This window comes from Enterobacter sp. BWH64, from assembly GCF_001037645.1.
GTDB lineage: Bacteria > Pseudomonadota > Gammaproteobacteria > Enterobacterales > Enterobacteriaceae > Enterobacter > Enterobacter hormaechei_C.
In genome coordinates, this window is the sequence record NZ_KQ089922.1 from 2821363 (window position 1) to 2841825 (window position 20463).

At 52.5% G+C, this 20463-nt stretch carries 19 protein-coding genes and 1 pseudogene; 14 read left to right on the plus strand and 6 right to left on the minus strand.

What is annotated here, in order from left to right:
- Positions 1-4 precede the first annotated feature (4 nt).
- From SK50_RS13495 to SK50_RS13510, 4 genes are all read left to right on the plus strand, one after another.
- The gene (locus SK50_RS13495) at positions 5-970 is read left to right on the plus strand and encodes a sensor domain-containing diguanylate cyclase (protein ID WP_045339788.1); all 966 of its coding nucleotides are present in this window, start codon (positions 5-7) and stop codon (positions 968-970) included.
- 82 nt (positions 971-1052) lie between these two features.
- Positions 1053-1580, plus strand: a complete 528-nt coding sequence (locus SK50_RS13500) for a GNAT family N-acetyltransferase (RefSeq protein ID WP_032619668.1) — start codon at positions 1053-1055, stop codon at positions 1578-1580.
- A gap of 117 nt (positions 1581-1697) precedes the next feature.
- Positions 1698-3149 carry a tagaturonate reductase gene (locus SK50_RS13505; protein ID WP_045345215.1) on the plus strand — a complete coding sequence of 484 codons (1452 nt, stop codon included), beginning with the start codon at positions 1698-1700 and terminating at the stop codon, positions 3147-3149.
- A 201-nt stretch (positions 3150-3350) separates the two neighbouring features.
- Entirely contained in the window at positions 3351-4265 is a 915-nt protein-coding gene (locus tag SK50_RS13510; protein WP_003857155.1) for a bestrophin family protein, read from the plus strand.
- On the opposite strand, the gene SK50_RS13515 is transcribed toward SK50_RS13510, so the two are convergent.
- Positions 4253-4801: a GNAT family N-acetyltransferase gene (locus tag SK50_RS13515; RefSeq protein WP_023303733.1), complete on the minus strand. Its 549-nt coding sequence runs from the start codon at positions 4799-4801 to the stop codon at positions 4253-4255. The two genes, SK50_RS13510 and SK50_RS13515, sit on opposite strands and share 13 nt — an antisense overlap.
- Positions 4802-6075: 1274 nt before the next feature.
- Between SK50_RS13515 and SK50_RS23310 the strand changes: the two genes are divergently transcribed.
- From SK50_RS23310 to SK50_RS13550, 8 genes are all read left to right on the plus strand, one after another.
- Positions 6076-6720 (plus strand): CPBP family intramembrane glutamic endopeptidase, encoded by a 645-nt coding sequence (locus tag SK50_RS23310; protein ID WP_075553102.1) that lies wholly within the window; start codon positions 6076-6078, stop codon positions 6718-6720.
- Between the two features lie 14 nt (positions 6721-6734).
- Positions 6735-7988: an HlyD family secretion protein gene (locus tag SK50_RS13520; RefSeq protein ID WP_032624257.1), complete on the plus strand. Its 1254-nt coding sequence runs from the start codon at positions 6735-6737 to the stop codon at positions 7986-7988.
- The gene (locus tag SK50_RS13525; protein WP_017382355.1) at positions 7988-10195 is read left to right on the plus strand and encodes a peptidase domain-containing ABC transporter; all 2208 of its coding nucleotides are present in this window, start codon (positions 7988-7990) and stop codon (positions 10193-10195) included. Before SK50_RS13520 ends, SK50_RS13525 begins: the two co-directional genes overlap by 1 nt.
- Positions 10196-10206: 11 nt before the next feature.
- A complete protein-coding gene (locus tag SK50_RS13530; RefSeq protein ID WP_255299318.1) occupies positions 10207-10434 on the plus strand; it encodes a GNAT family N-acetyltransferase in 228 nt (75 codons plus the stop codon).
- 145 nt (positions 10435-10579) lie between these two features.
- Positions 10580-11575, plus strand: a complete 996-nt coding sequence (locus SK50_RS13535) for an alpha/beta fold hydrolase (protein ID WP_045345209.1) — start codon at positions 10580-10582, stop codon at positions 11573-11575.
- A 45-nt stretch (positions 11576-11620) separates the two neighbouring features.
- Positions 11621-12361, plus strand: coding sequence for a response regulator (locus SK50_RS13540; RefSeq protein WP_045345207.1), 741 nt, complete (start codon positions 11621-11623; stop codon positions 12359-12361).
- Positions 12358-13653, plus strand: coding sequence for an ATP-binding protein (locus tag SK50_RS13545; RefSeq protein ID WP_045345205.1), 1296 nt, complete (start codon positions 12358-12360; stop codon positions 13651-13653). The genes SK50_RS13540 and SK50_RS13545 overlap by 4 nt, the downstream gene beginning before the upstream one ends.
- Positions 13654-13788: 135 nt before the next feature.
- Positions 13789-14979, plus strand: a complete 1191-nt coding sequence (locus SK50_RS13550; RefSeq protein ID WP_048229548.1) for a cytochrome c biogenesis protein/redoxin — start codon at positions 13789-13791, stop codon at positions 14977-14979.
- Between the two features lie 6 nt (positions 14980-14985).
- Here the strand turns inward: SK50_RS13550 and tam are convergent, their stop codons facing one another.
- Both tam and SK50_RS13560 read right to left on the minus strand, forming a co-directional pair.
- Complete coding sequence (gene tam / locus SK50_RS13555) at positions 14986-15744, minus strand: trans-aconitate 2-methyltransferase (protein ID WP_023296628.1); 759 nt, start codon at positions 15742-15744, stop codon at positions 14986-14988.
- Between the two features lie 84 nt (positions 15745-15828).
- Positions 15829-16413 (minus strand): NUDIX domain-containing protein, encoded by a 585-nt coding sequence (locus tag SK50_RS13560; protein ID WP_045329825.1) that lies wholly within the window; start codon positions 16411-16413, stop codon positions 15829-15831.
- Positions 16414-16499: 86 nt separating this feature from the next.
- Here SK50_RS13560 and SK50_RS13565 point away from each other — a divergent pair, with 86 nt between their 5' ends.
- The gene (locus tag SK50_RS13565) at positions 16500-17258 is read left to right on the plus strand and encodes a DeoR/GlpR family DNA-binding transcription regulator (RefSeq protein ID WP_015570520.1); all 759 of its coding nucleotides are present in this window, start codon (positions 16500-16502) and stop codon (positions 17256-17258) included.
- 104 nt (positions 17259-17362) lie between these two features.
- On the plus strand, positions 17363-18655 hold the full coding sequence (locus SK50_RS13570; protein ID WP_048229549.1) for a glycoside hydrolase family 28 protein: 1293 nt from the start codon (positions 17363-17365) through the stop codon (positions 18653-18655).
- Positions 18656-18832: 177 nt separating this feature from the next.
- On the opposite strand, the gene SK50_RS13575 is transcribed toward SK50_RS13570, so the two are convergent.
- From SK50_RS13575 to SK50_RS13585, 3 genes and pseudogenes are all read right to left on the minus strand, one after another.
- Positions 18833-19318, minus strand: a complete 486-nt coding sequence (locus SK50_RS13575; protein ID WP_017693417.1) for a GNAT family N-acetyltransferase — start codon at positions 19316-19318, stop codon at positions 18833-18835.
- Positions 19306-19572, minus strand: coding sequence for a type II toxin-antitoxin system TacA family antitoxin (locus tag SK50_RS13580; protein WP_003857131.1), 267 nt, complete (start codon positions 19570-19572; stop codon positions 19306-19308). The genes SK50_RS13575 and SK50_RS13580 overlap by 13 nt, the downstream gene beginning before the upstream one ends.
- A gap of 63 nt (positions 19573-19635) precedes the next feature.
- Positions 19636-20440 (minus strand): annotated as a pseudogene (locus SK50_RS13585) (LysR family transcriptional regulator).
- Positions 20441-20463 lie beyond the last annotated feature (23 nt).

A 20463-nucleotide genomic window follows, 5' to 3' on the forward strand; every position in this document is an offset into this window, starting at 1 on the left:
CGTTATGAAGGCACCTCAAATTCCCGTGAATGAAGCGGAGCGCATGAATGCTCTGCGCGAGTCCGGTCTGCTTGAGATCGACAATTACCCCGCGTTTGATCGTCTTACGCGGCTGGCAACACGCTTTTTCAGGGTGCCGCTGGCGATGATTACGCTGGTGGATGACCACGCCGCGATCGTGAAGTCTGCCGACGGCCAGGTACCTGCCACCCAGCCTCGCGATCTCTCGTTTTGTGGTCATACGATCCTGGGTGACGCGCCGCTGGTGGTGAGTGACACGCTGCTGGACGAACGCTTTGCGGATAATCCGCAGGTGGTGGGAGATCCGGGCGTGCGCTTTTACGCCGGTTTCCCGCTGCGTTTACGTGACGGGGCGTGCGTGGGATCGTTGTGTCTCATTGATTACGCGCCTCGTGAGTTTACCGCGGCGGATGCCGCCGTACTGGGCGATCTCAGCGCGCTGGCAGAGGATGAATTTGCGGCCGTTAGCGCGGCCACAACCGATGAACTCACGGGGCTGTTTAACCGTCGCGGGTTTAACCAGTTTGCGCAGTTTGCACTGTCGGTTTCGCAGCGTCGGGCAGAACCCTTAACCCTTGGCTGGCTGGATCTGGACCATTTCAAAACCATCAACGATCGCTTCGGACATCAGGAGGGGGACAAAGCTCTGAAAGCGATGGCCGCCCTGATGCGTTCCTCGTTCCGCGAGGCCGATCTGCTGGTACGTTTCGGGGGAGATGAGTTCGCGGTGCTGTTTGCGGATACCGATGAGCCTGGCGCCTGGATCGCCATGCAGTATCTCGTGGAACAAACGGAAAAGTATAACGCGCGTCAGCTGCATCCCTGGTCGTTACAGTTCTCCTGGGGGCTGAGCGAGTTCGATCATCACCGCAACGATATGCAGGCATGGCTAAAACACGCGGATGCGCAAATGTACGCCATGAAGCGGCAACACCACGGCGAGAAATGACATAACGAAATCCTATGCCATCACTTATTGCGTTACAAAAATGTTAATAGCAAAGTGGAGAGATTCAACCTAAGGACGCGCAATGAACTCTCCCATGCTGATTAAACCTCTCTCCCGGCAGGACATCCTCACCCACATCGATGCCCTGAACGATATTCTCGTCAACTGTGTCAACGGCGGCGCCTCCGTCAGCTTTATACAGCCTTTTTCTGCCGGGAAAGCCCATACCTTCTGGCTCGGCGTCGCAGAGAGCGTCGGGCGCGACGAGCGTACCGTTCTGGGCTGTTTTGATGCGGAGCAGGGGCTGGTTGGCACGGTCCAGCTGATTACCGATCAGCCTGAAAACCAGCCGCACCGCGCAGATGTCGCGAAACTGCTGGTTCATGAGAAGGCGCGCCGTAAAGGGGCGGCAATGGCGCTGATGGAAGCCCTGGAGGCGGTTGCACGTGAAAAAGCGCTTACGGTACTGGTGCTTGATACCTCAACCGGCAGCGGCGCGGAGACGTTTTACCAGAGAGCAGGCTGGCAAAAGGCGGGGGAGATCCCACGCTACGCCCTGATGCCGAACGGGGACATGACGGCGACCTCGGTGTTCTATAAATTTCTGTGATTATTTTTCACCATCGCATCCTGAGTTGATCCAGACAGGGGTTATGGTCCTGAAGTTTTGATAAGTTATCACACCAATCTTATCAGGCTGTATGACTAATATTAAAGGACCTCCATTGTGAACACACTCAACCGTCGTGATTTCCCCGGTGCGCGCTATCCTGAACGTATCATCCAGTTTGGCGAAGGTAACTTCCTGCGCGCGTTCGTTGACTGGCAAATCGACCTCTTAAACGAGCATACCAATCTCAATGCCGGTGTGGTGATTGTGCGGCCGATCCAGAGCGATTTTCCGCCGTCCCTGAGCACCCAGGATGGTCTGTATACAACGATTATTCGCGGTCTGAATGAGCAGGGGGAAGCGGTAAGCGATGCGCGTCTTATTCGTTCCGTGAATCGTGAAATCAGCGTCTACAGCCAGTACGATGAATTTCTGAAGCTCGCCCATAACCCGGACATGCGGTTTGTCTTCTCCAATACCACGGAGGCGGGGATCAGCTATCACGCTGGGGATAAGTTTGACGATGCGCCAGCTGTCAGCTATCCGGCCAAACTGACGCGTCTGCTGTTCGAGCGTTTTACCCACTTTAACGGGGCAGCGGATAAAGGCTGGATTATCATTCCTTGCGAACTCATCGACTACAACGGCGATGCCCTGCGTGAACTGGTGCTGCGCTATGCACAGGAGTGGGCGCTGCCGGCGGCATTCATTGCGTGGCTGAATGATGCTAACACTTTCTGTTCGACGCTGGTTGACCGCATTGTAACTGGCTATCCGCGTGATGAGGTGGCAGAGCTGGAAGCCGGGCTGGGCTATCACGACAGCTTCCTCGACACGGCGGAACATTTCTATCTGTTTGTTATTCAGGGGCCGAAATCACTTGCAGCTGAACTGCGCCTGGATAAATACCCACTCAACGTCCTGATTGTTGACGATATCAAACCGTATAAAGAGCGTAAGGTGGCGATCCTCAACGGCGCGCACACGGCGCTGGTTCCGGTCGCTTTTCAGGCCGGCCTGGATACGGTAGGGGAAGCCATGAACGACGCGGAAATTTGCGCGTTCGTAGAGAAGGCTATTTATGAGGAGATTATTCCGGTCCTGGATCTGCCGCGCGACGAGCTGCACTCCTTCGCCAGTGCCGTAACGGGGCGTTTCCGAAATCCGTACATTAAGCATCAGCTGCTGTCGATTGCCCTGAACGGGATGACCAAGTACCGCACCCGCATTCTGCCGCAACTGCTGGCAGGGCAGATGGCGACCGGCAAACTGCCAGCACGTCTGACCTTTGCTCTGGCGGCGCTGATTGCATTTTACCGTGCCGAGCGCAACGGTGAGCGCTATCCGGTGCAGGACGATGCGCACTGGCTTGAACGTTACCAGCAGTTGTGGACGCAACATCACGACAAACAGGTCACTACCCGTGAACTGGTATCGTCAGTGTTAAGCGTGAGCGAGCACTGGGAACAGGATCTCACTCTGGTGAACGGACTGGTAGACCAGGTTGCGCTGGATCTGGATGCAATTTTAAGCAAAGGCATGCGCGATGCGGTAAAACCGCTTTGCTAATCATAATGCCCGGCGTTGGCCGGGTTTTTTACAGACTACCTTTAGTTACAACATACTATACGTTCTTTTTTTAAAAAGCACATGCAGCACCGTGCGGTTGAGGCTTAACAGGTCAGAAAATGCAATGAACTATTAACATGCTTGCAACCGTGAGGGGGATCACGTTTAATAGCCGCGCTCTTTACTTTTCTGAAGCTGATTATGATTGTTCGTCCTCAACAGCACTGGCTGCAACTGATTTTTGTCTGGCATGGTTCGGTACTTCCCAAAATTTATACCCGACTGCTGCTTAACTTCCTGCTTTCCATCGCCGTGATTGTCATGCTGCCGTGGTACACCTCGCTGGGTATCCGGTTTACCGTCGCGCCGTTCAGCATTCTGGGCGTGGCTATCGCCATCTTCCTGGGATTTCGCAATAACGCCTGTTATTCGCGCTACGTTGAGGCGCGTCTGCTTTGGGGGCAGTTGATGATAGCGGCGCGCTCGCTGTTTCGCGAGGTAAAAAACACCTTGCCGGATGATAAACATCTTGGAGAGTTTGTCCGCCTGCAAATCGCGTTTGCTAACTGTCTGCGTATGACCCTTCGTAGAGAAACCAATGCCGATCAGCTGTCCCGCTATCTGGCTCCTGACGATTTACGGAAAGTGATGGACGCCAACTCGCCGGCGAACCGTATCCTGCTGATCATGGGGGAGTGGCTGGCCGTACGGCGGCGTAGCGGGCACCTTTCAGACATTCTGTTTCACAGCCTCAACAACCGCCTGAATGATATGTCCATCGTGCTGGCTGGCTGTGAGCGTATCGCCAATACGCCAGTCCCGTTTGCCTATACGCTGATCCTGCACCGGACGGTGTATCTGTTCTGCATCATGCTGCCGTTTGCGCTGGTAGTTGATCTGCATTACATGACGCCCTTTGTCTCTGCGCTGATTTCCTACACCTTTATCTCGCTGGACACGCTGGCGGAAGAGCTGGAAGATCCGTTTGGGACGGAAGATAACGATCTGCCGCTGGACGCCATCTGCAACATGATGGAGCGCGATCTGTTGCAGATGAACGATGAAGAGAATATCCCTGAAAGACTGATGCCTGATAAGCATTATCAGCTGACCTGACGGGCATTCCACTCGTCGCGGGTGATTTCCCACAGCTCCGAATCCAGCAGGCCGCTGACATAGGCTTTCTTCTCCGTCCTGATGAGCCGCATGCCGCTGCTGTCTGAAATACGTCGGGAGCGGCTGTTGGCCGCCGCTTTCGGCGCGCGCAACACCGGTTTGTTAAGCGTATTGAACCAGTAATCCGTGGCCGCAATACTCGCCTCGCGCATATATCCCTGGCCCTGAAATTCCGGCGCGAGCCAGAAGCCCCGGTTGTTGTCCTCCACGTCATACAGGCAAATCAACCCCATCAGTTCGTCAGGCGCTTCGCGACGGCGAATCGTCCAGAACCACGCAATACCTTTGGCCATATCGGGCAGTGCAACGTTGTTGACATAATTTTCTGCACCGTTTTCCGGGTAGGGCCAGGGGACTGAAGCCACCATATAGCGGACAATCTCCCAGCGCGGATAGCGTTGCTGGATCTGGACGGCATCGGCGGCAACAAGGGGTTTAAGTAATAAGCGTTCTGTCGTAAGCGTGGGTATCGTCATCCGGTGATCTCCATATTTGAGCGTTATCATTTGTTTGGGTTCTGATATTTCATCAATATCACATTCCAGTTGGTCGTGCTTTTGTTATTCAGATTTATCCATAAAGGAGTATGTAATGCCAAGAAAAGCCAGGCCCGAAGAAGCCGAAACACTCTGGCACGTCCGTAACGAAGCGATGCGCCATGGCTGTAAAATCTGTTACGACGCAGAAGTGATTGCGCGCTGGACGTCAGAAAAGATGCCTGAACATTACCGTACCTCCAGGTCGATTTCGTGTTATAGGCCTGCCCATGCAGGAGCTGAACTGCTCCCAAATGGAGCTACGGTTTACGAAGTTCAATAGCTTATTTACATTTGCTTACATAAATACACTTTCTTTACATTAAGTAATGTAAGATATTTTTTTAGCACAAAATGCAAAACTAAATTAAATGGAGATGATTTATGTAGAATATAAGAGCATTAAGCCTTAATGAGATAGCATTAGTAAGTGGCGGCAATGGAAGCGGTAATTATGAAGGTGCCGGTAGTCGTAACACCAGCTCTAAACCTGGTAATTCAAAAGGAAACAATGGCTCTATTTACAAGGGCGTTGACTCATGCGGCGCAGGAATCATCGGTGGTCTAATCGCCGGCTCTCCTGGGGGGCCAGTGGGTATGACCGCTGGGGTAATTGGTGGAGCTATAGCTGGCCAGTGCACAAAAGATAGTTTTTCAGATCGTGGTAGTAAAGATAAAAGTAATAATTACAACGGCCCCGGACAATGCCGTTGGTAAGTAATTTGAGTTGTGTGTGATAATAATTTAAAAGCTCATTATAACTGAATGTTATTCTAGGTGTTTCGATATTTAATGATTATTCGAAGTAGTCATGATGAGCTATTATTTTTGATAAAGTTAATGTAATCACAAGTATCGGGTTAAGCATGAAACAATTTTTAAATTTCCTAATTTACTTATTTTTTTTCATTATCGCATTTACCCTTTTGAAATACGCTGAAGTTCTTGAGTTTGACGAAGTATCACGGCCAGGGATTATATCAAGGTTTATTATTGCGTTGATTGTATTAATAGCAGTAACTCGATGGGGCGTTAACTTGATGAATAGGTTTAAAAGTAAATAAAGTACACTCCGATAAAAATTGTTGTGTTGCAGAATGGAATCATTACAAATGTTCACTGAAGTTAAAGTGCATGATATCAAAAAATGATTACGATATCATAGCCATATTTGTTGATTCTTATATAAAATATGAATTAATAATAGGTTGAACATGATAATCTTTAGGCATGTCTATCCATTCATTTATAGTAAGAAAAACGTAATTGTTCTTTTTATTGCGTCTGTTATCTCAATAATAATTACGTTATCGCCATCCATAACCCTCCGCTATCTTACTCTCGATGTGTCATTTTTCTTATTGTTTATTGCGGAATTTTCAATTGCATTTTTCTTGTATATTTTTTACTTAAGGAAGTTGGATGGTTTTAAATTACGCCCAAGTAGAGATTTAACTTCAATAAAATTTTCTATTGTTGTGTTGTTTGTCATTTTGCTGGTTCAGTATAATGTTTATCTTTACAGGGATAATTTATATCATTATGGACCTTCCCATATTGGTTTTATAGCATTTATAATAGCCACCTTCGTAGTCCCATATTATGAGGAGATTATATACAGGGGCTGTATCTTCGGTGTTTTCCACTCAATTTTTAATAAAAAGTATATTATCCCATGTATATTGACTTCATTGTCTTTTTGTCTGATGCATGGACAGTATTATAACATTTTAGATCAATCCATTCTTTTTTTGGTGTCATTATCGCTATTAATAGTTAGAATAAGAAGCAGAGGGCTTTTTTATCCTATTATAATTCATTCGTGCATGAATGCTTTTGTTTTGTCGTTAAATTTTTGAAGGGTATTTGGGATATGAATATCTTCAGGGAAGAGGCTTTAAATCATCAAACAGATTCTGATTATGGTGAGATTGTCTTACCTGCGTCATTCGGTTTATCAGTAAGCGCACTCACAACGTTATTCATATTTCTGTGCCTGATACTCTTTATTCTTTATGGTAGCTATACACGTAAGGCTCACCTTTCCGGAATCGTTATGCCCTCATCCGGGCTGGTAAAAATCACTCCTCAATATGCTGGCTACGTAACCAAATTGACCGCCTCAGAAGGTCAACACATTATTGCCGGTGAGACTCTTTATCATATCAGCGGTGAACATTTCAACGAACAGGGGGCAGGTACACTCGCTGCTATAAGACTTTCCCTACAAACTCAGTTTACAATGCTGACTTCTCAACAGACCCTGGAATTGCGTGACAACAGTCAGCAGCAGCATGCCATACAACAGCGAATAGTTTCCCTGAAACCTCAGGTTAAAAGTGCAGAAAAGCGTCTGTCACTTGCCGTGCATCAGGCTGCGCTGGCCGTGTCTGTTATGGAGCGCTATAAGAAACTTGCTGATACGCATTACGTATCAGATATCGAATACCAGCAGAAGCAGATTGACGTTTCAACGTCACAGCAAAACGTTGAGGATCAGCGTCAGGGGCTTCTGCAACTGCACACCGCGATGGAGGCTGCTAAAGACGACCTTGACCATCTCATCGTTCAGGGTGAAAGCCGGAAGGCTGAAATGGACAGGCAGTTGCAGGTGATCAGGCAACAGCAGGACGAACTGGCAGGTAAGGAAAATTTCACGCTGACTTCACCGGTATCCGGAACCGTTGCTGCCGTGCTGGTCAGACAGGGACAGTCTGTCAGGGCATCTGAACCTGTCATGACCCTCATTCCCGACAATGCCCGTTTGCAGATAGAACTCTATGCTACCAGTCAGAATGCTGGCTTTATTCAGGCGGGGCAGCGTGTTGCCCTGCGGTTCTCTGCCTTCCCCTATCAGAAGTTTGGTGTGCAGTACGGGACTATCCGTGAAATAAGCCATACAACGCTGACATCTTCTGATTTACTCTCCGTATCTCCTGTGACCTGGAAGGAGAATGAAGGTCATTACCGCGTCATCGTTGAACCTGAAAATACTTTTATTCTGGCTTATGGGAAACAGGAAGCCCTGCGCCCCGGCATGGTTCTTGAGGGGGATGTCAGCCTGGATACCCGCAATTTGTGGGAGTGGCTGACTGAGCCGCTCTGGAGCCTGAAAGGAAAGCTGTGATGGATACACTTAAATGGACCGGGAGAAAACAGCTTCCTCTCACCCGACAGACAGAGTCAGCGGAATGTGGTCTGGCATGCCTGGTCATGATGGCCTGCTGGCATGGTCTGCAAACAGACTTACCCACACTGCGCGAACGTTTCAGTATCAGCTCACAAGGGATGACCCTGCAGAGACTGACTGAATGTGCGGCCGGTATCGGATTATCCAGCCGGGCAGTTCGGCTGGAGCTTGAGGACCTAAGATCCCTTTCTCTCCCGTGTATTCTCCACTGGAACATGAATCATTTTGTTGTGCTACATAAAGTTCGCGGAAGCAGGCTGGTTATTCATGATCCGGAAAAGGGAAAAGTAACGCTCTCCCTACAGGATGCTGGAAAACATTTCACCGGCGTCGCGCTGGAGCTGATGCCAGCCAGTGATTTTACCGCTCGGGATGAAAGGAAAAAAATCCATCTGCGCCAACTGACAGGTAAAACACCGGGTCTGTTGTCGGCAATGTCGCGAATTATCGTTTTTGCCGTGGCACTCGAAATCCTGACACTGGGAAGCCCGCTTCTCAACCAGCTGGTGATTGATGAAGTCCTGGTGGCTGCCGACCAGAGTTTGTTGACCGTCATTATTATTGCGCTTCTGCTGATGTCACTGACCCAGATGCTGCTGTCACTGGCCCGCCAGTGGGCGAGTATTACACTGTCCGTCAATTTTAACATGCAGTGGACAGCACGGGTTTTCCATCATCTGGTCCATCTTCCTCTGGCCTGGTTTGATGCACGCAGTAAGGGGAGTATTAATGCTCGTTTTGAGGCGGTAGATACCATCCAGCAGGCGCTGACTACGCAAGTGCTGGAAGGTATTCTGGATGTGTTGCTCGTGGTGACTGCGCTTTGCATGATGCTGCTGTACAGTCCTGAAATGACATTGATCGCCGTACTTGCAGCCATTTTCTATGGTGTGTTGAGGGCACTGTGGTATCCGTCCCTTCGACAGTCGGCAGAAGATGCCTGGGATGCAGGTGCCAAGGAGTCCGGGCATTTTCTTGAAACACTCAACGGGATCCTCAGCCTGAGAATTAACGGTGTGACGGCACATCGTGAGGCCGCCTGGCTGAATCTCAACGTAGCCCGCAGAAATACGCAGTTGCGTCAGAGCCGTCTGCTGATGTGCTATGACATTGCTCACACTCTTACCGGCAGCGTGGTATCAGCAATCATTTTGTGGAAAGGCGCCGGGGAGGTATTGAATGGAACCTTCACCGTCGGCATGCTGGTTGCTTATTTATCCTATCAGACGCGTTTTTCTTCCAGTATCAGTAGCCTGACTGATAAGTTTTTTTCCTGGCGTATGCTCGATGTTTACAACGAACGACTGGCTGATATTGTACTGACCCCGACAGAAGGCCTTCAGCAACAGCCTTTTCGTGAGCATAACAACGCTTCGCACATTCCTTCTGTATCCCGCAGGGAGATGGATGAATATGCTCATGCTCCTCTAGTACTTGAGCACATCATCTTCAGCCACAAGGGAGGGGAAAATCCGATAATCGGCGGGGTGTCGCTGACACTCAATCCCGGAGAAGTCGTTGCCATTACAGGTAAATCCGGATGCGGGAAAACGACACTGGTGAAGCTTATCCTTGGGATCCACATCCCTGATGAGGGCAGGATCAGGGCATTTGGCATATTGCATACGCATCCGGATTATTTTCAGGTTCGTCAGCGTATCGGTACCGTACTGCAGGATGACCATCTTTTCAAAGGTTCTGTAGCAGATAACATTATTTTTTTCAGTGATGACCGAAATTATGAACGAATGATCCAGTGCGCAAGACTGGCACTTATCGACAGCGATGTTATGGCAATGCCGATGGGGTATCAGACGCTGATTGGTGAAACCGGCGGAGGGCTTTCCGGAGGACAAAAACAACGCATTCTGCTGGCAAGGGCGTTGTACAAGAAACCGGGATTCCTGTTACTGGATGAAGCGACCAGCCACCTTGATGTTGAGAGTGAAATCCGGATAAGCCAGACCTTACGTCAACTGGGGCTTCCTGTTCTGCTGATAGCCCATCGCCCGGAAACCATAGCCTCTGCAGACCGGGTTTTGTATCTGGCAGACGGCTACTTAACGGAGCTGAATCTCCAGCATACAGTCAATAATGGCGAGTCTGTTTGTGAATATACTAATGACGTGATGGCAAAAAATTAACCTTAACGTACATAATTTTCGATATCCAAACTTACCCCTATCTGGAAGATCTATTTGTTGACGCTGCCGAACGTGGCGCAGGGGCGGGTAAAGCGCTTATCGACGCCCTGATCGATGAGGGTAAGCGGGAAGGGTGGTCAAAACTCTACTGGGTAACCCGCATGCACAATCCGGCGCGTAAGCTGTATGACCACTATGGTGAAGCCGACGATTACGTCCGGTACCGAATCTCGCTTTAGTCGTTTCATACCTGGGTTTGTATCACACTGTATCTGCGTCTGCGGTACATACACAGGTATGCAATAAAACCGCATCCGCACACATCTCCTATACAAACGCATGGTGTTATATCTCCGTCAACTGAACTTACCCGGAGATAACATCATGTTTAATAAACTCGCATACTCAGCCGTCGCCCTGACCGTTTCACTTGGCATCGTGATGTCCTGTCAGGCAGAAGCGACGGGTAAGGATTACGCGTCGGCCTTTAACCAGGTTAAACAGATTAACGCTGGCGATTTGAACGTCGGTTACGTCGATATCGGGCCAAAAGAGGGGCAACCGGTGATCCTGCTGCATGGCTGGCCGTACGACATTCACAGTTATGCAGACGTGGCCCCCGCGCTGGCTGCGAAGGGGTATCGTGTCATTGTGCCGTCCCTGCGCGGGTACGGCACCACGCGCTTTATTTCTGATAAAACGCCGCGAAACGGCCAGCCTTCGGCAATGGCAAAAGACATCGTCAACCTGATGGACGCCCTGAATATCAAACAGGCGGTGTTTGCCGGTTATGACTGGGGGGCGCGTACGGCGGATATCGTTGCGGCGCTCTGGCCGGAACGGGTGAAATCGCTGGTCTCGGTAAGTGGCTACCTGATCAGCAGCCAGGCGATTGGCAAACAGCCTTTACCGCCGAAGGCAGAGGTTCAGTGGTGGTATCAGTTCTATTTCGCCACGCCGCGCGGTGCGGAAGGCTATGCTAAAAATACGCACGATTTTGCCCGGTTGATTTGGTCCCAGGCTTCGCCTGACTGGAAATTCAGCGATGCCACCTTCAATGCCAGCGCCAAATCCCTCGATAATCCGGACCACGTTGCCGTCACGCTCAGTAATTACCGCTGGCGTCTGGGGCTGGAGAAGGGTGAGCAGAAATATGACGCCTACGAACAAAAGCTGGCTACGCTGCCGAACATTACGGTGCCGACCATCACCATCGAGGGCGGTAACAACGGGGCACCACATCCTGCACCCGCAGCCTATGCGGGGAAATTCACCGGAAAATATGAGCACCGTACTTTCGGCGCAACGGTTGGCCACAACCCGCCGCAGGAAGATCCGCAGGACTTTGTTAACGCGGTTGTCGACGCGGATAAGTTCTGATATGTGCTATTTTCAATCCGTTACCTCTTAATCAGGGAGCCTGCGGTGGAGCATATTGATCACATCCTTGTCGTCGATGACGACAGGGATATTCGTGAGCTGATTGTCGATTACCTCGTGAAATCCGGCTACCACGCCTCTGGCGCGGCGAACGGGAAAGAGATGCGCGTAGTGCTCGACAAACAGCATATCGACCTGGTGGTGCTCGACGTGATGATGCCCGGCGATGATGGCCTGACGCTGTGTCGACAGCTGCGCAGCAGCAGGCATTATGATCTGCCGATCCTGATGCTCACCGCGCGCAACGAGGACACGGACCGCATCCTGGGGCTGGAGATGGGCGCCGACGATTACGTGGTGAAACCGTTTGTGGCCCGCGAACTGCTGGCGCGAATCAAAGCCATCCTGCGTCGTTTTCGTACTATGCCGCCTAATCTTCAGGTGACCGAGGCAGGGCGCCTGGTGGTGTTCGGGGAATGGCAGCTGGATACCGTGGCGCGTCATCTGATTGATAACGAGGGTATGGTTGTGGCGCTCAGCGGGGCGGAATATCGCCTTTTGCGCGTATTCCTCGATCATCCTCAACGGGTGCTGACCCGCGACCAGCTGCTGAACCTGACGCAGGGACGTGATGCCGAGCTGTTCGAGCGTTCGATTGATCTCCTGGTGAGCCGCGTGCGACAGCGTCTGAATGAAGATGCCCGCACGCCCGCCTACATTAAAACCGTTCGCAGCGAAGGCTACGTTTTTACCATGCCGGTGACCATCGTCGAGGCCAATGAATGACGCTGTGGCCCCGCACCTTACTGGCCCGGTTGCTGATCATTGTGCTGCTTGGACTCTTGCTGGCTAACGCGCTCAGCCTGACGCTGGTCATGGTTGAGCGAATGCGCAGCGCGCGTACGGTTATGCTGGGCAATCTTGAGAACGACGTGGCGACCAGCGTGGCCATTCTCGACCGGCTTCCGGCTAAAGAGCGGCCAGAGTGGCTGGAACGGCTCAGTCGCGGTAATTATCGTTATATCCTTGGCCCCGGCGAGGCAGGCGCCGCGCCAACGGACAAGCGCTCGCGGGATGCGATTCGAACCCTGAAAGAGACGCTTTCAGCCCAATATCCGCTCCACTTTACGGCGGTGCCGGGGCCGATTTCCCATATTCAGGCCCATCTGACGCTCCGCGACGGCGCACCGCTCACCATCGATCTGATCCCGCGCATGCCGCCTGTCGCCAGCTGGTTGCCCGTGGTGCTGGTTCTTCAGCTGTTACTTGTCGCGCTCTGCTCCTGGATTGCCGTGCGCCAGGTTGTCCGGCCCTTCCTGCAATTCACGCGCGCGGTTGATTCCCTCGATCCTGCGGCCCATTCTCCGATGACTGAAAAAGGTCCGGTTGAGGTGCGCCAGGCAGCGCACGCTTTTAATGAGATGCAGTCGCGGATACAGACCTATCTGCGTGAACGCGCGCAGATTCTGGCGTCCATTTCTCACGATCTCCAGACGCCCATCACGCGCATGAAGCTGCGGATCGAAATGGCGGATCAGCCCGAACTCCGCGATAAGCTGCTGAGCGACCTGGATAATATGTCGCGCCTTGTACGGGAAGGGATTGCCTATGCCCGGTCATCAGAATCCCTGGAAGAGACCACGCTGAAGCTGGAGTTGAACGCGTGGGTTAACAGCATCGCCAGTGATTATCAGGACATTGGTAAAAACGTGCAGTTTCATGCTCGCAATGCGCGTCTGCCGATCGTCACTCGTCCCCAGGCATTGCGCAGGGTAATGACCAACCTGCTGGATAATGCGCTGAAGTTTGGCGATAGCGCGGTAATAGAGATTGATGAAGATGAAAGGCAGGTCGCGATCCGCATTATGGATAACGGCCCTGGCATTCCGGAGGCAGAACTGGAGGCGGTATTACAGCCGTTCTACCGGGTTGAAACGTCGCGCAACCGGGAAACGGGCGGCACCGGGTTAGGCCTCGCCATTGCCGCGCAGCTCACCGCCCAGCTTGACGGGAAATTGCAGCTTGCAAACCGGGCGGAGGGCGGGCTGGCCGTAAGCGTAACCCTTCCGCGCGGTTAATTGTACGCCTGTGTATCTGCACCCCGCGCCGATACGCAGGCAGACAAAATTCAGCTTTTCGCACACGGCCTGAACACATTCGTACGGTGAAATGACCTCACTGCACCTTCGCAGCAACCGTATCGTGAGGTCGTTATGTTTCTGATAATCGCTTTTTTAGGCGGCATGATTAGCCTGCTCAGTCCGTGCACGCTTCCCGTCATTCCTCTGCTGTTCGCTGGCTTTCAGGGGCAGCGCAAACACATTCTGGCGCTTCTGGCGGGAATGATTGTGATGTTCACGTTGGTGGCGATGGTAGTAACGGTTGCCAGCGAGTGGATCGCTGACGCCACCGTTATCGGTCGCTGGATTGCGCTGTTGGTATTGAGCATTGCCGCCCTGGCCCTGATCTTTCCGCAGTTCGCTCAGCGCATTGCCCGCCCGGCGGTTAGCGCGGGAAACGTTCTCAACACCCACAGCATGCAGCGACGCGGCCTGGTTTCGGCTTTTCTGGCAGGGCTGGCCGTCGGGCTGCTGTGGTCCCCCTGTGCCGGACCGATTCTCGGGGCGATCTTCAGCATTAATATTGCGGGCCACTCGGCCATCGCAACCGGAGCGCTGTTAGCCGCTTACGGCAGCGGGTGCGCGTTGATGCTGGGGCTGCTTGTCGCGGGGGGCCGTAAGCTGATAACCCCTCTGAGGGCCAAATCCGCATTGATGGCACGTTTGCGTCAGGGAGCGGGAGTGATGATGTTAGCCGCCGTTGCGTTCAACGCCAGCGGAATGACCTCAGCCCTGAAAGGCGCCAACGGTGTTGCCGACCAGCTGGAAAACGCCCTGTTGAGCTTTGCGCAACCATCCTCCACACAGGTGAAACTGCAACCGGTCGCTGACGCAACGCCGGGCAGCCAGCTACCGTCATTAAGCGGCGGTACGGGTTGGGTAAACGGTGACGCTGTCACGTCTGAGGACTTGCGCGGGAAAGTTGTGCTTATCGATTTCTGTACCTGGGACTGTATCAACTGCCAGCACACGCTTCCGCACGTGCGTGACTGGGCGAAGAAATATCAGGCTGAAGGTCTGGTAGTGATTGGCGTCCACACCCCAGAATACCCCTGGGAAAAGCCGTTATCATCGGTGAAAAACGCGGTCAACAAATGGCAGCTGCCGTACCGCGTAGTGACGGATAATAACTACAAAATCTGGAGCGCGTTCGGAAATCAGTACTGGCCTGCGCATTACTATTTCGATGCGAAAGGGCAACTGCGTTACACCGCGTTTGGCGAGGGGAACTACGACAAGCAGGAGGCCGTCATTCAGCAGTTGCTCAAGGAAGCGCGTTCCTGATCCGGCTTACGGAACCCGCTGGGCCACCATAAACAGGCGCGGAAAAGCCAGCAGTATCTGCCCGTTCTCCTGGAGCGGATACTGCTCTTCCAGCAGCTCAAGGTAGCGTTTCAGATAGTTTTTCTGCTCGCTTTCGTTGAGTTCCTGTAACCACGGGCGTAACCCTGTCGCGCTGACCCAGTCAATAATCGCCTGATGAGAGCTCATCTGATGGAAGTAAGTGGTGCGCCAGATATCCACGTCGCATCCCGCTTCCGTCAGAATATCGTAGTAGGCATGGATACCCGGCAATGGCTCGCGGCCACGATCGGGGTAGCCCTGTTCCCAGGCAACTTCACGCATCAGGGCGTGCGTCGGCTCAAGCCAGTTGTCAGGCATTTGCACCGCCAGCACGCCGTTTAACTGGAGCAGCGAAACCAGGTGTGGCAGAAGGTGGTAATGGTCCGGGATCCATTGCAGTGAGGCGTTGGCGTAGATCAGGCTGAGCGGCTGGTCAGGTTTGTAGTGCCGGATGTCCGCCTCAACAAAGTGGCAGTCTGGCAGGGCCTGTCGGGCTTCCTCCAGCATGGCCGGGGAATTATCCACGCCGGCGATCTGCGCAGAAGGCCAGCGCTGTTTCAGCAGCGCGGTGCTGTTGCCTGGCCCGCAGCCCAAATCCACGCCAGAGGTTATGTCAGCAAGCGGCACCCGGGCGAGCAACTCAGCGGCGGGACGTGTGCGTTCTGCGCTGTACTGTAGATAAAGAGAGGGATCCCAGTCGGCCATTTTCGCATCTCCATGTTGAGGTGTTCAGCAAGAATAGCACAGGCAAATACCTGCGCCGGGGAAGGTATCTGGCTAATGGTGAGATTATAAAATGCCTTTCAGGGCCAGGTGATAGAGCAGCATGATGGTTTTTCCGTCGACAATCTGCCCATTTTCAATGCCCCGAAGCGCGTCGTCCAGCGTCATTTCCAGTACGTCGATATCTTCTCCCTCTGCTTTAACGCCGCCGCCCGCGCTGGTCCGATCCTGCGGGTGATATTCCGCCAGATAGAAGTAGAGTTTCTCGGTAACTGAGCCCGGGCTCATATAGGCCTCAAAAATTTTCTCTACGCGCGTCACCTTATACCCGGTTTCTTCTTCCGCTTCGGCCTTAATCCGGCTTTCCGGGTCAAGGTTATCGAGCAACCCGGCGGCCGCCTCAATGAGATCCTTTTCGTGACCATTTATAAACACCGGGAAACGGAACTGACGCGTCAGAATGACGGTTTTGCTGTCGCGATTATAGAGCAGGATCGTCGCGCCATTCCCCCGGTCATACACTTCACGCTCTTGTCGCTGCCAGTCGCCATCGCTGCGCTGGAGGTCAAAAGTATATTTTTTCAGGTTATACCAGTTGTCGGACAACGTTTCGCTGTTGATAATGCGTATATCTGCACGTTTTGATTGCACGTTTGGCTCTCCTCTCGTAGAGTAAGCATCATAAACAGCACTATCGTGCAAATACAAGGCATATCGTGCAACAACAGGAATAATTCATGCTCACAAGCCAGCGTAAACAGTTGATTCTGGAAAAACTGGAGGCGGAAGGTCAGGTCCAGTCTACTGCGCTCAGCCTCTTTTTCTCGGTGTCTGAGGACACTATCCGCCGGGATTTACGTGAACTGGCGGCAGAAGGGCGTTTGCAGCGTGTTCACGGCGGCGCACTGCCAGCATCGTCAGCGATTGCGCCTTTTGCCGAGCGTCAGTCCGTTAAAATGGATGCAAAAAAACGCGTGGCACGGCGAGGCGCGCAGCTCATTTCACCGGGGCAGGTGGTGATCATTGATGGCGGGACGACCACCTCCGAACTTATTACGTTCTTACCACCCGATTTACGGATAACCGTGGTGACGCACAGCCCGGGTATCGCTTTGGGGCTGGTCGACCATCCATGCATAGAGGTGATCCTGATTGGTGGTCGTTTGTATAAACACTCCATCGTCACGGTCGGCGCGGCCGCTATTGAAGGCATCAATAATATTCATGCGGATCTGTTCTTCATGGGGGTCACCGGCGTCCATCCTGAGGCCGGGCTGACCACCGGAGATTACGAAGAAGCGTGCATCAAACGTGCATTTTCCGGCAGAGCGGCGGAAACGGTGGTATTGGCCTCACCGGAAAAGATCAACACGGCCTCGGCGTTTGTGATTGGCGACCTGTCGCTGGTGAATACGCTGGTTGTTGAAAACACAACGGATGAACGCTGGGTGAGCGCTCTGAAAGAAAAGGGCGTTGCGGTGATCGCAAGCCAGTAAATATCTGCTTTTTTGCCAGCCTGACCGCGTGGCTGTCAAACAGACAAAGGTTATCCTTCACGCGGATTTCTAGACTAAGGCTTTCATCTGTTTAAGGACAAGCCATGAAAGCGGTCTCCATTCTGACGTGCGGCGCGGACCCAACCGCGCAACGCCTGTCAACGTCTGCCATTCAGCAGGCCATAAATAGCGCTCAACAGAACGATGTCATTGTTATTCCGCAAGGCCGTTTTCTGACCGGAGCACTGTTCCTGAAAAGCGGTGTTTCGCTTCGCCTGGACGCTGGCGCACAGCTCGTTGGAAGCCAGGATCTGGCTGATTATCCGTTGATAAACACCCGGGTGGCCGGCATTGATATGCGCTGGCCGGCAGGCATTATTAATATCATCGATTGTGAAAACGTCAGTATTACCGGTACAGGCACGATAGACGGGCAGGGTGTTATCTGGTGGCGACGCTTCTGGGGCGATGACGAGCGCAGCGGCATGGTCGGCGATTACAGCGCCAGAGGATTGCGCTGGGTGGTTGATTACGACTGTCAGCGCCCGCGCAATATTCTGGTCTTTGAAAGCCAGAGCATTCTGCTGCGTGATGTTACCAGTCGGGAGTCCGGATTCTGGAACGTGCACCTTTGTTATTCGCGCCATATCACGGTTGAGGGCATGCAAATCAGCAATTCTGCGGGGCCGAGCACCGACGGGATTGATATCGATTCCTGTGAACAGGTGCGGGTTGAACGCTGCATTGTTTCCTGTAATGACGACAATATCTGCATAAAATCAGGACGAGGACGCGAAGCGGCGCAAAAAGCACGTACTGCAAGGGATATAGTGGTCCGCGGATGTACGCTGAATAAGGGGTCCGGGATCACGCTGGGGAGCGAAACCTCAGGCGGCATTGAACGCGTCCTGATAGAAGATAACGCGTTTAACGGTACGGGCGTCGGGTTTCGCATTAAGTCGGCCCGCAACCGGGGCGGGTTTATCCGTGATATCACCGTCCAAAATTTACATCTTACGGACGTGCGTTTTCCGGTGCTGATCCAGCTGAACTGGTTTCCGCAGTACAGCTATGGCGACCAGAGCAATTTATCTGATAAACCTGAACACTGGCGCAAGCTGGCTGATGGCGTCGAGGGCGAAGCCGGTCTTACTGCGGTCAGCGGACTGACGATTAAAAATATGTCGGCGCGTCGCTCAGACAACAAAAATTTCTCGCGGGCATTTTTCATTGAGGGGTATCCGGAGCGTCCTGTGGCCGGGTTAACGCTGGAGGGTATTTTTATTGACGCGTCAGAGTTCGGGAAAATTTCAGGTGTGGATGGGTTGCACTTTAAGGATGTACAGGTGACTGCCGTGGAGAACACGCATGACTGTAACGACAGTTATGAACGTTAAGGGCATAGAATCGATGGACATAATTCGCTGAATGAGCAGAACAAGGATGGGCCCGAAACGGCTGGATTTGTTCTTAATTAATCTTAGCGCGCATAATGCATATTATGTTAAATTGGATATTATGAAGCCTATCCCTCGTCAGATAAGCCCATCGCATCCTACCCCCTCCCTTTGCCTCTACTGAGGAAGCCTGAGAAACAGTGTCCGTTCCTGAGTCTGCGATGCTTTAAAACCATGGTGGATATAAAACGTTTTGGCTTCCTCAGTGAGTGCATGAACCATGATCGCTCGCACCCCGATATTCTCAGCTACCCGATAACAGCGTAAAACCGCATCGTGGAGTAAATCGGCTCCCAACCCGTTTCCGCGTAACGAGACATCCACAGCCAGACGGGCAAGTATAATCACGGGTATGGGATCCGGCATGTTACGCCGCAGATTACCTGTCGCTTGCGTATGGTTAACGCTGCCGGTAGCCAGAGAGTAAAATCCCGCGACCTGCTTCGTGCCCGTTTTACAAACGACAAACGTTCGGGCTGCGCCGAGCGCCTGGTTTTTCAGACCTCTTTGTTTTAGCCATTCGTCAAGCACGGCCTCTCCACTGACGAACTCCGCCAGTTGATGGACGCTGGATAAGGGCTCTGGTGCTGTTACACGTCCCACTGAGGTTTCCTTGCCAGCAGTTTTTCTATGGCAGGATCGTCCGCGACCGGGGCATCGAGCATGTCAATGAACTCTGCGTACTGTTCATCGTTAAAATTGAATACACGCCGATCGAGGATCACATTCTCGGCTGCCTGACAGGCCATCTCCAGAATGAAGTCCGTGCGTGATTTATGGAGGATCTCTGCGGCGGCATCGATAAGCGCCCGCTGGGATTCTTTGGCTCTGAGATTGAGTTGAACATCTGATTTCATAGGTATACCTCTTGTATAGCAATTGCTTTACAAGCATAGCATAAGCGCTGTGTATAGCAATCGCTATACAGAACCCTTAATCATGTCTGACCTCTCCACACCGCATATCGCAAGAATTTGCTCTCTCAGCCAGCGGTGACCAGGGTCGCGTTCCATTCTTGGGTGCCACATCTGCGATACCGTAATACGACGGCTTTTGAACGGCAGCTCGAACAGATGTACCTGGTCCGTTACCTGCTGATTGAGTAAATAGAGCGCGGGTATCATGGCGATAAGATCCGATTCCAGCGCCACGGACAGTGCCGTCGGAAATCCCGGTACGACGCTGGCGATTTTACGTTTTGTCCCCAGCTCGGCCAGCGCATCGTCAACGGATCCATGCAACGCGCCCTCGGGTGACGCAACCACATGGCCCCAGGCGACATAATCCTTCACGCCTATTTCTGCCTGCTTAGCCAGCGGGTGTCCCTTACGCACGACGCCCACAAACCGATCCTCAAACAGTCGTTGCAGCCGTATTTCAGGCCCCATATTGCTCTGGACGCCAATCTCCAGATCAACCAGCCCTTCCCGAAAAAAGGCGCGCCAGACTTTGCGCACTGAACGTTTCAGTTGAGGGCTGCAATACCGCCCTCGCCTCGTGCACTGCACGTCTGGCGCGATCCCGGGTCGCTTCGGCCCACGGGGTTAGTACCATGTTACGTCCGGCGCGCACCAGGATCGGGTCGCCTGTAACGTCGCGTAACCTGCTTAATGTCCGGCTCATGGCCGAGGTGCTGAGGTTCAGACGACGTGCTGCACCTGCGACACTCGCTTCGCTCAGCAATATGTCGAGTGCAATCAGTAAATTAAAATCAGGATCGGTCATAGCGCTCATTCCTGTTCATTCAG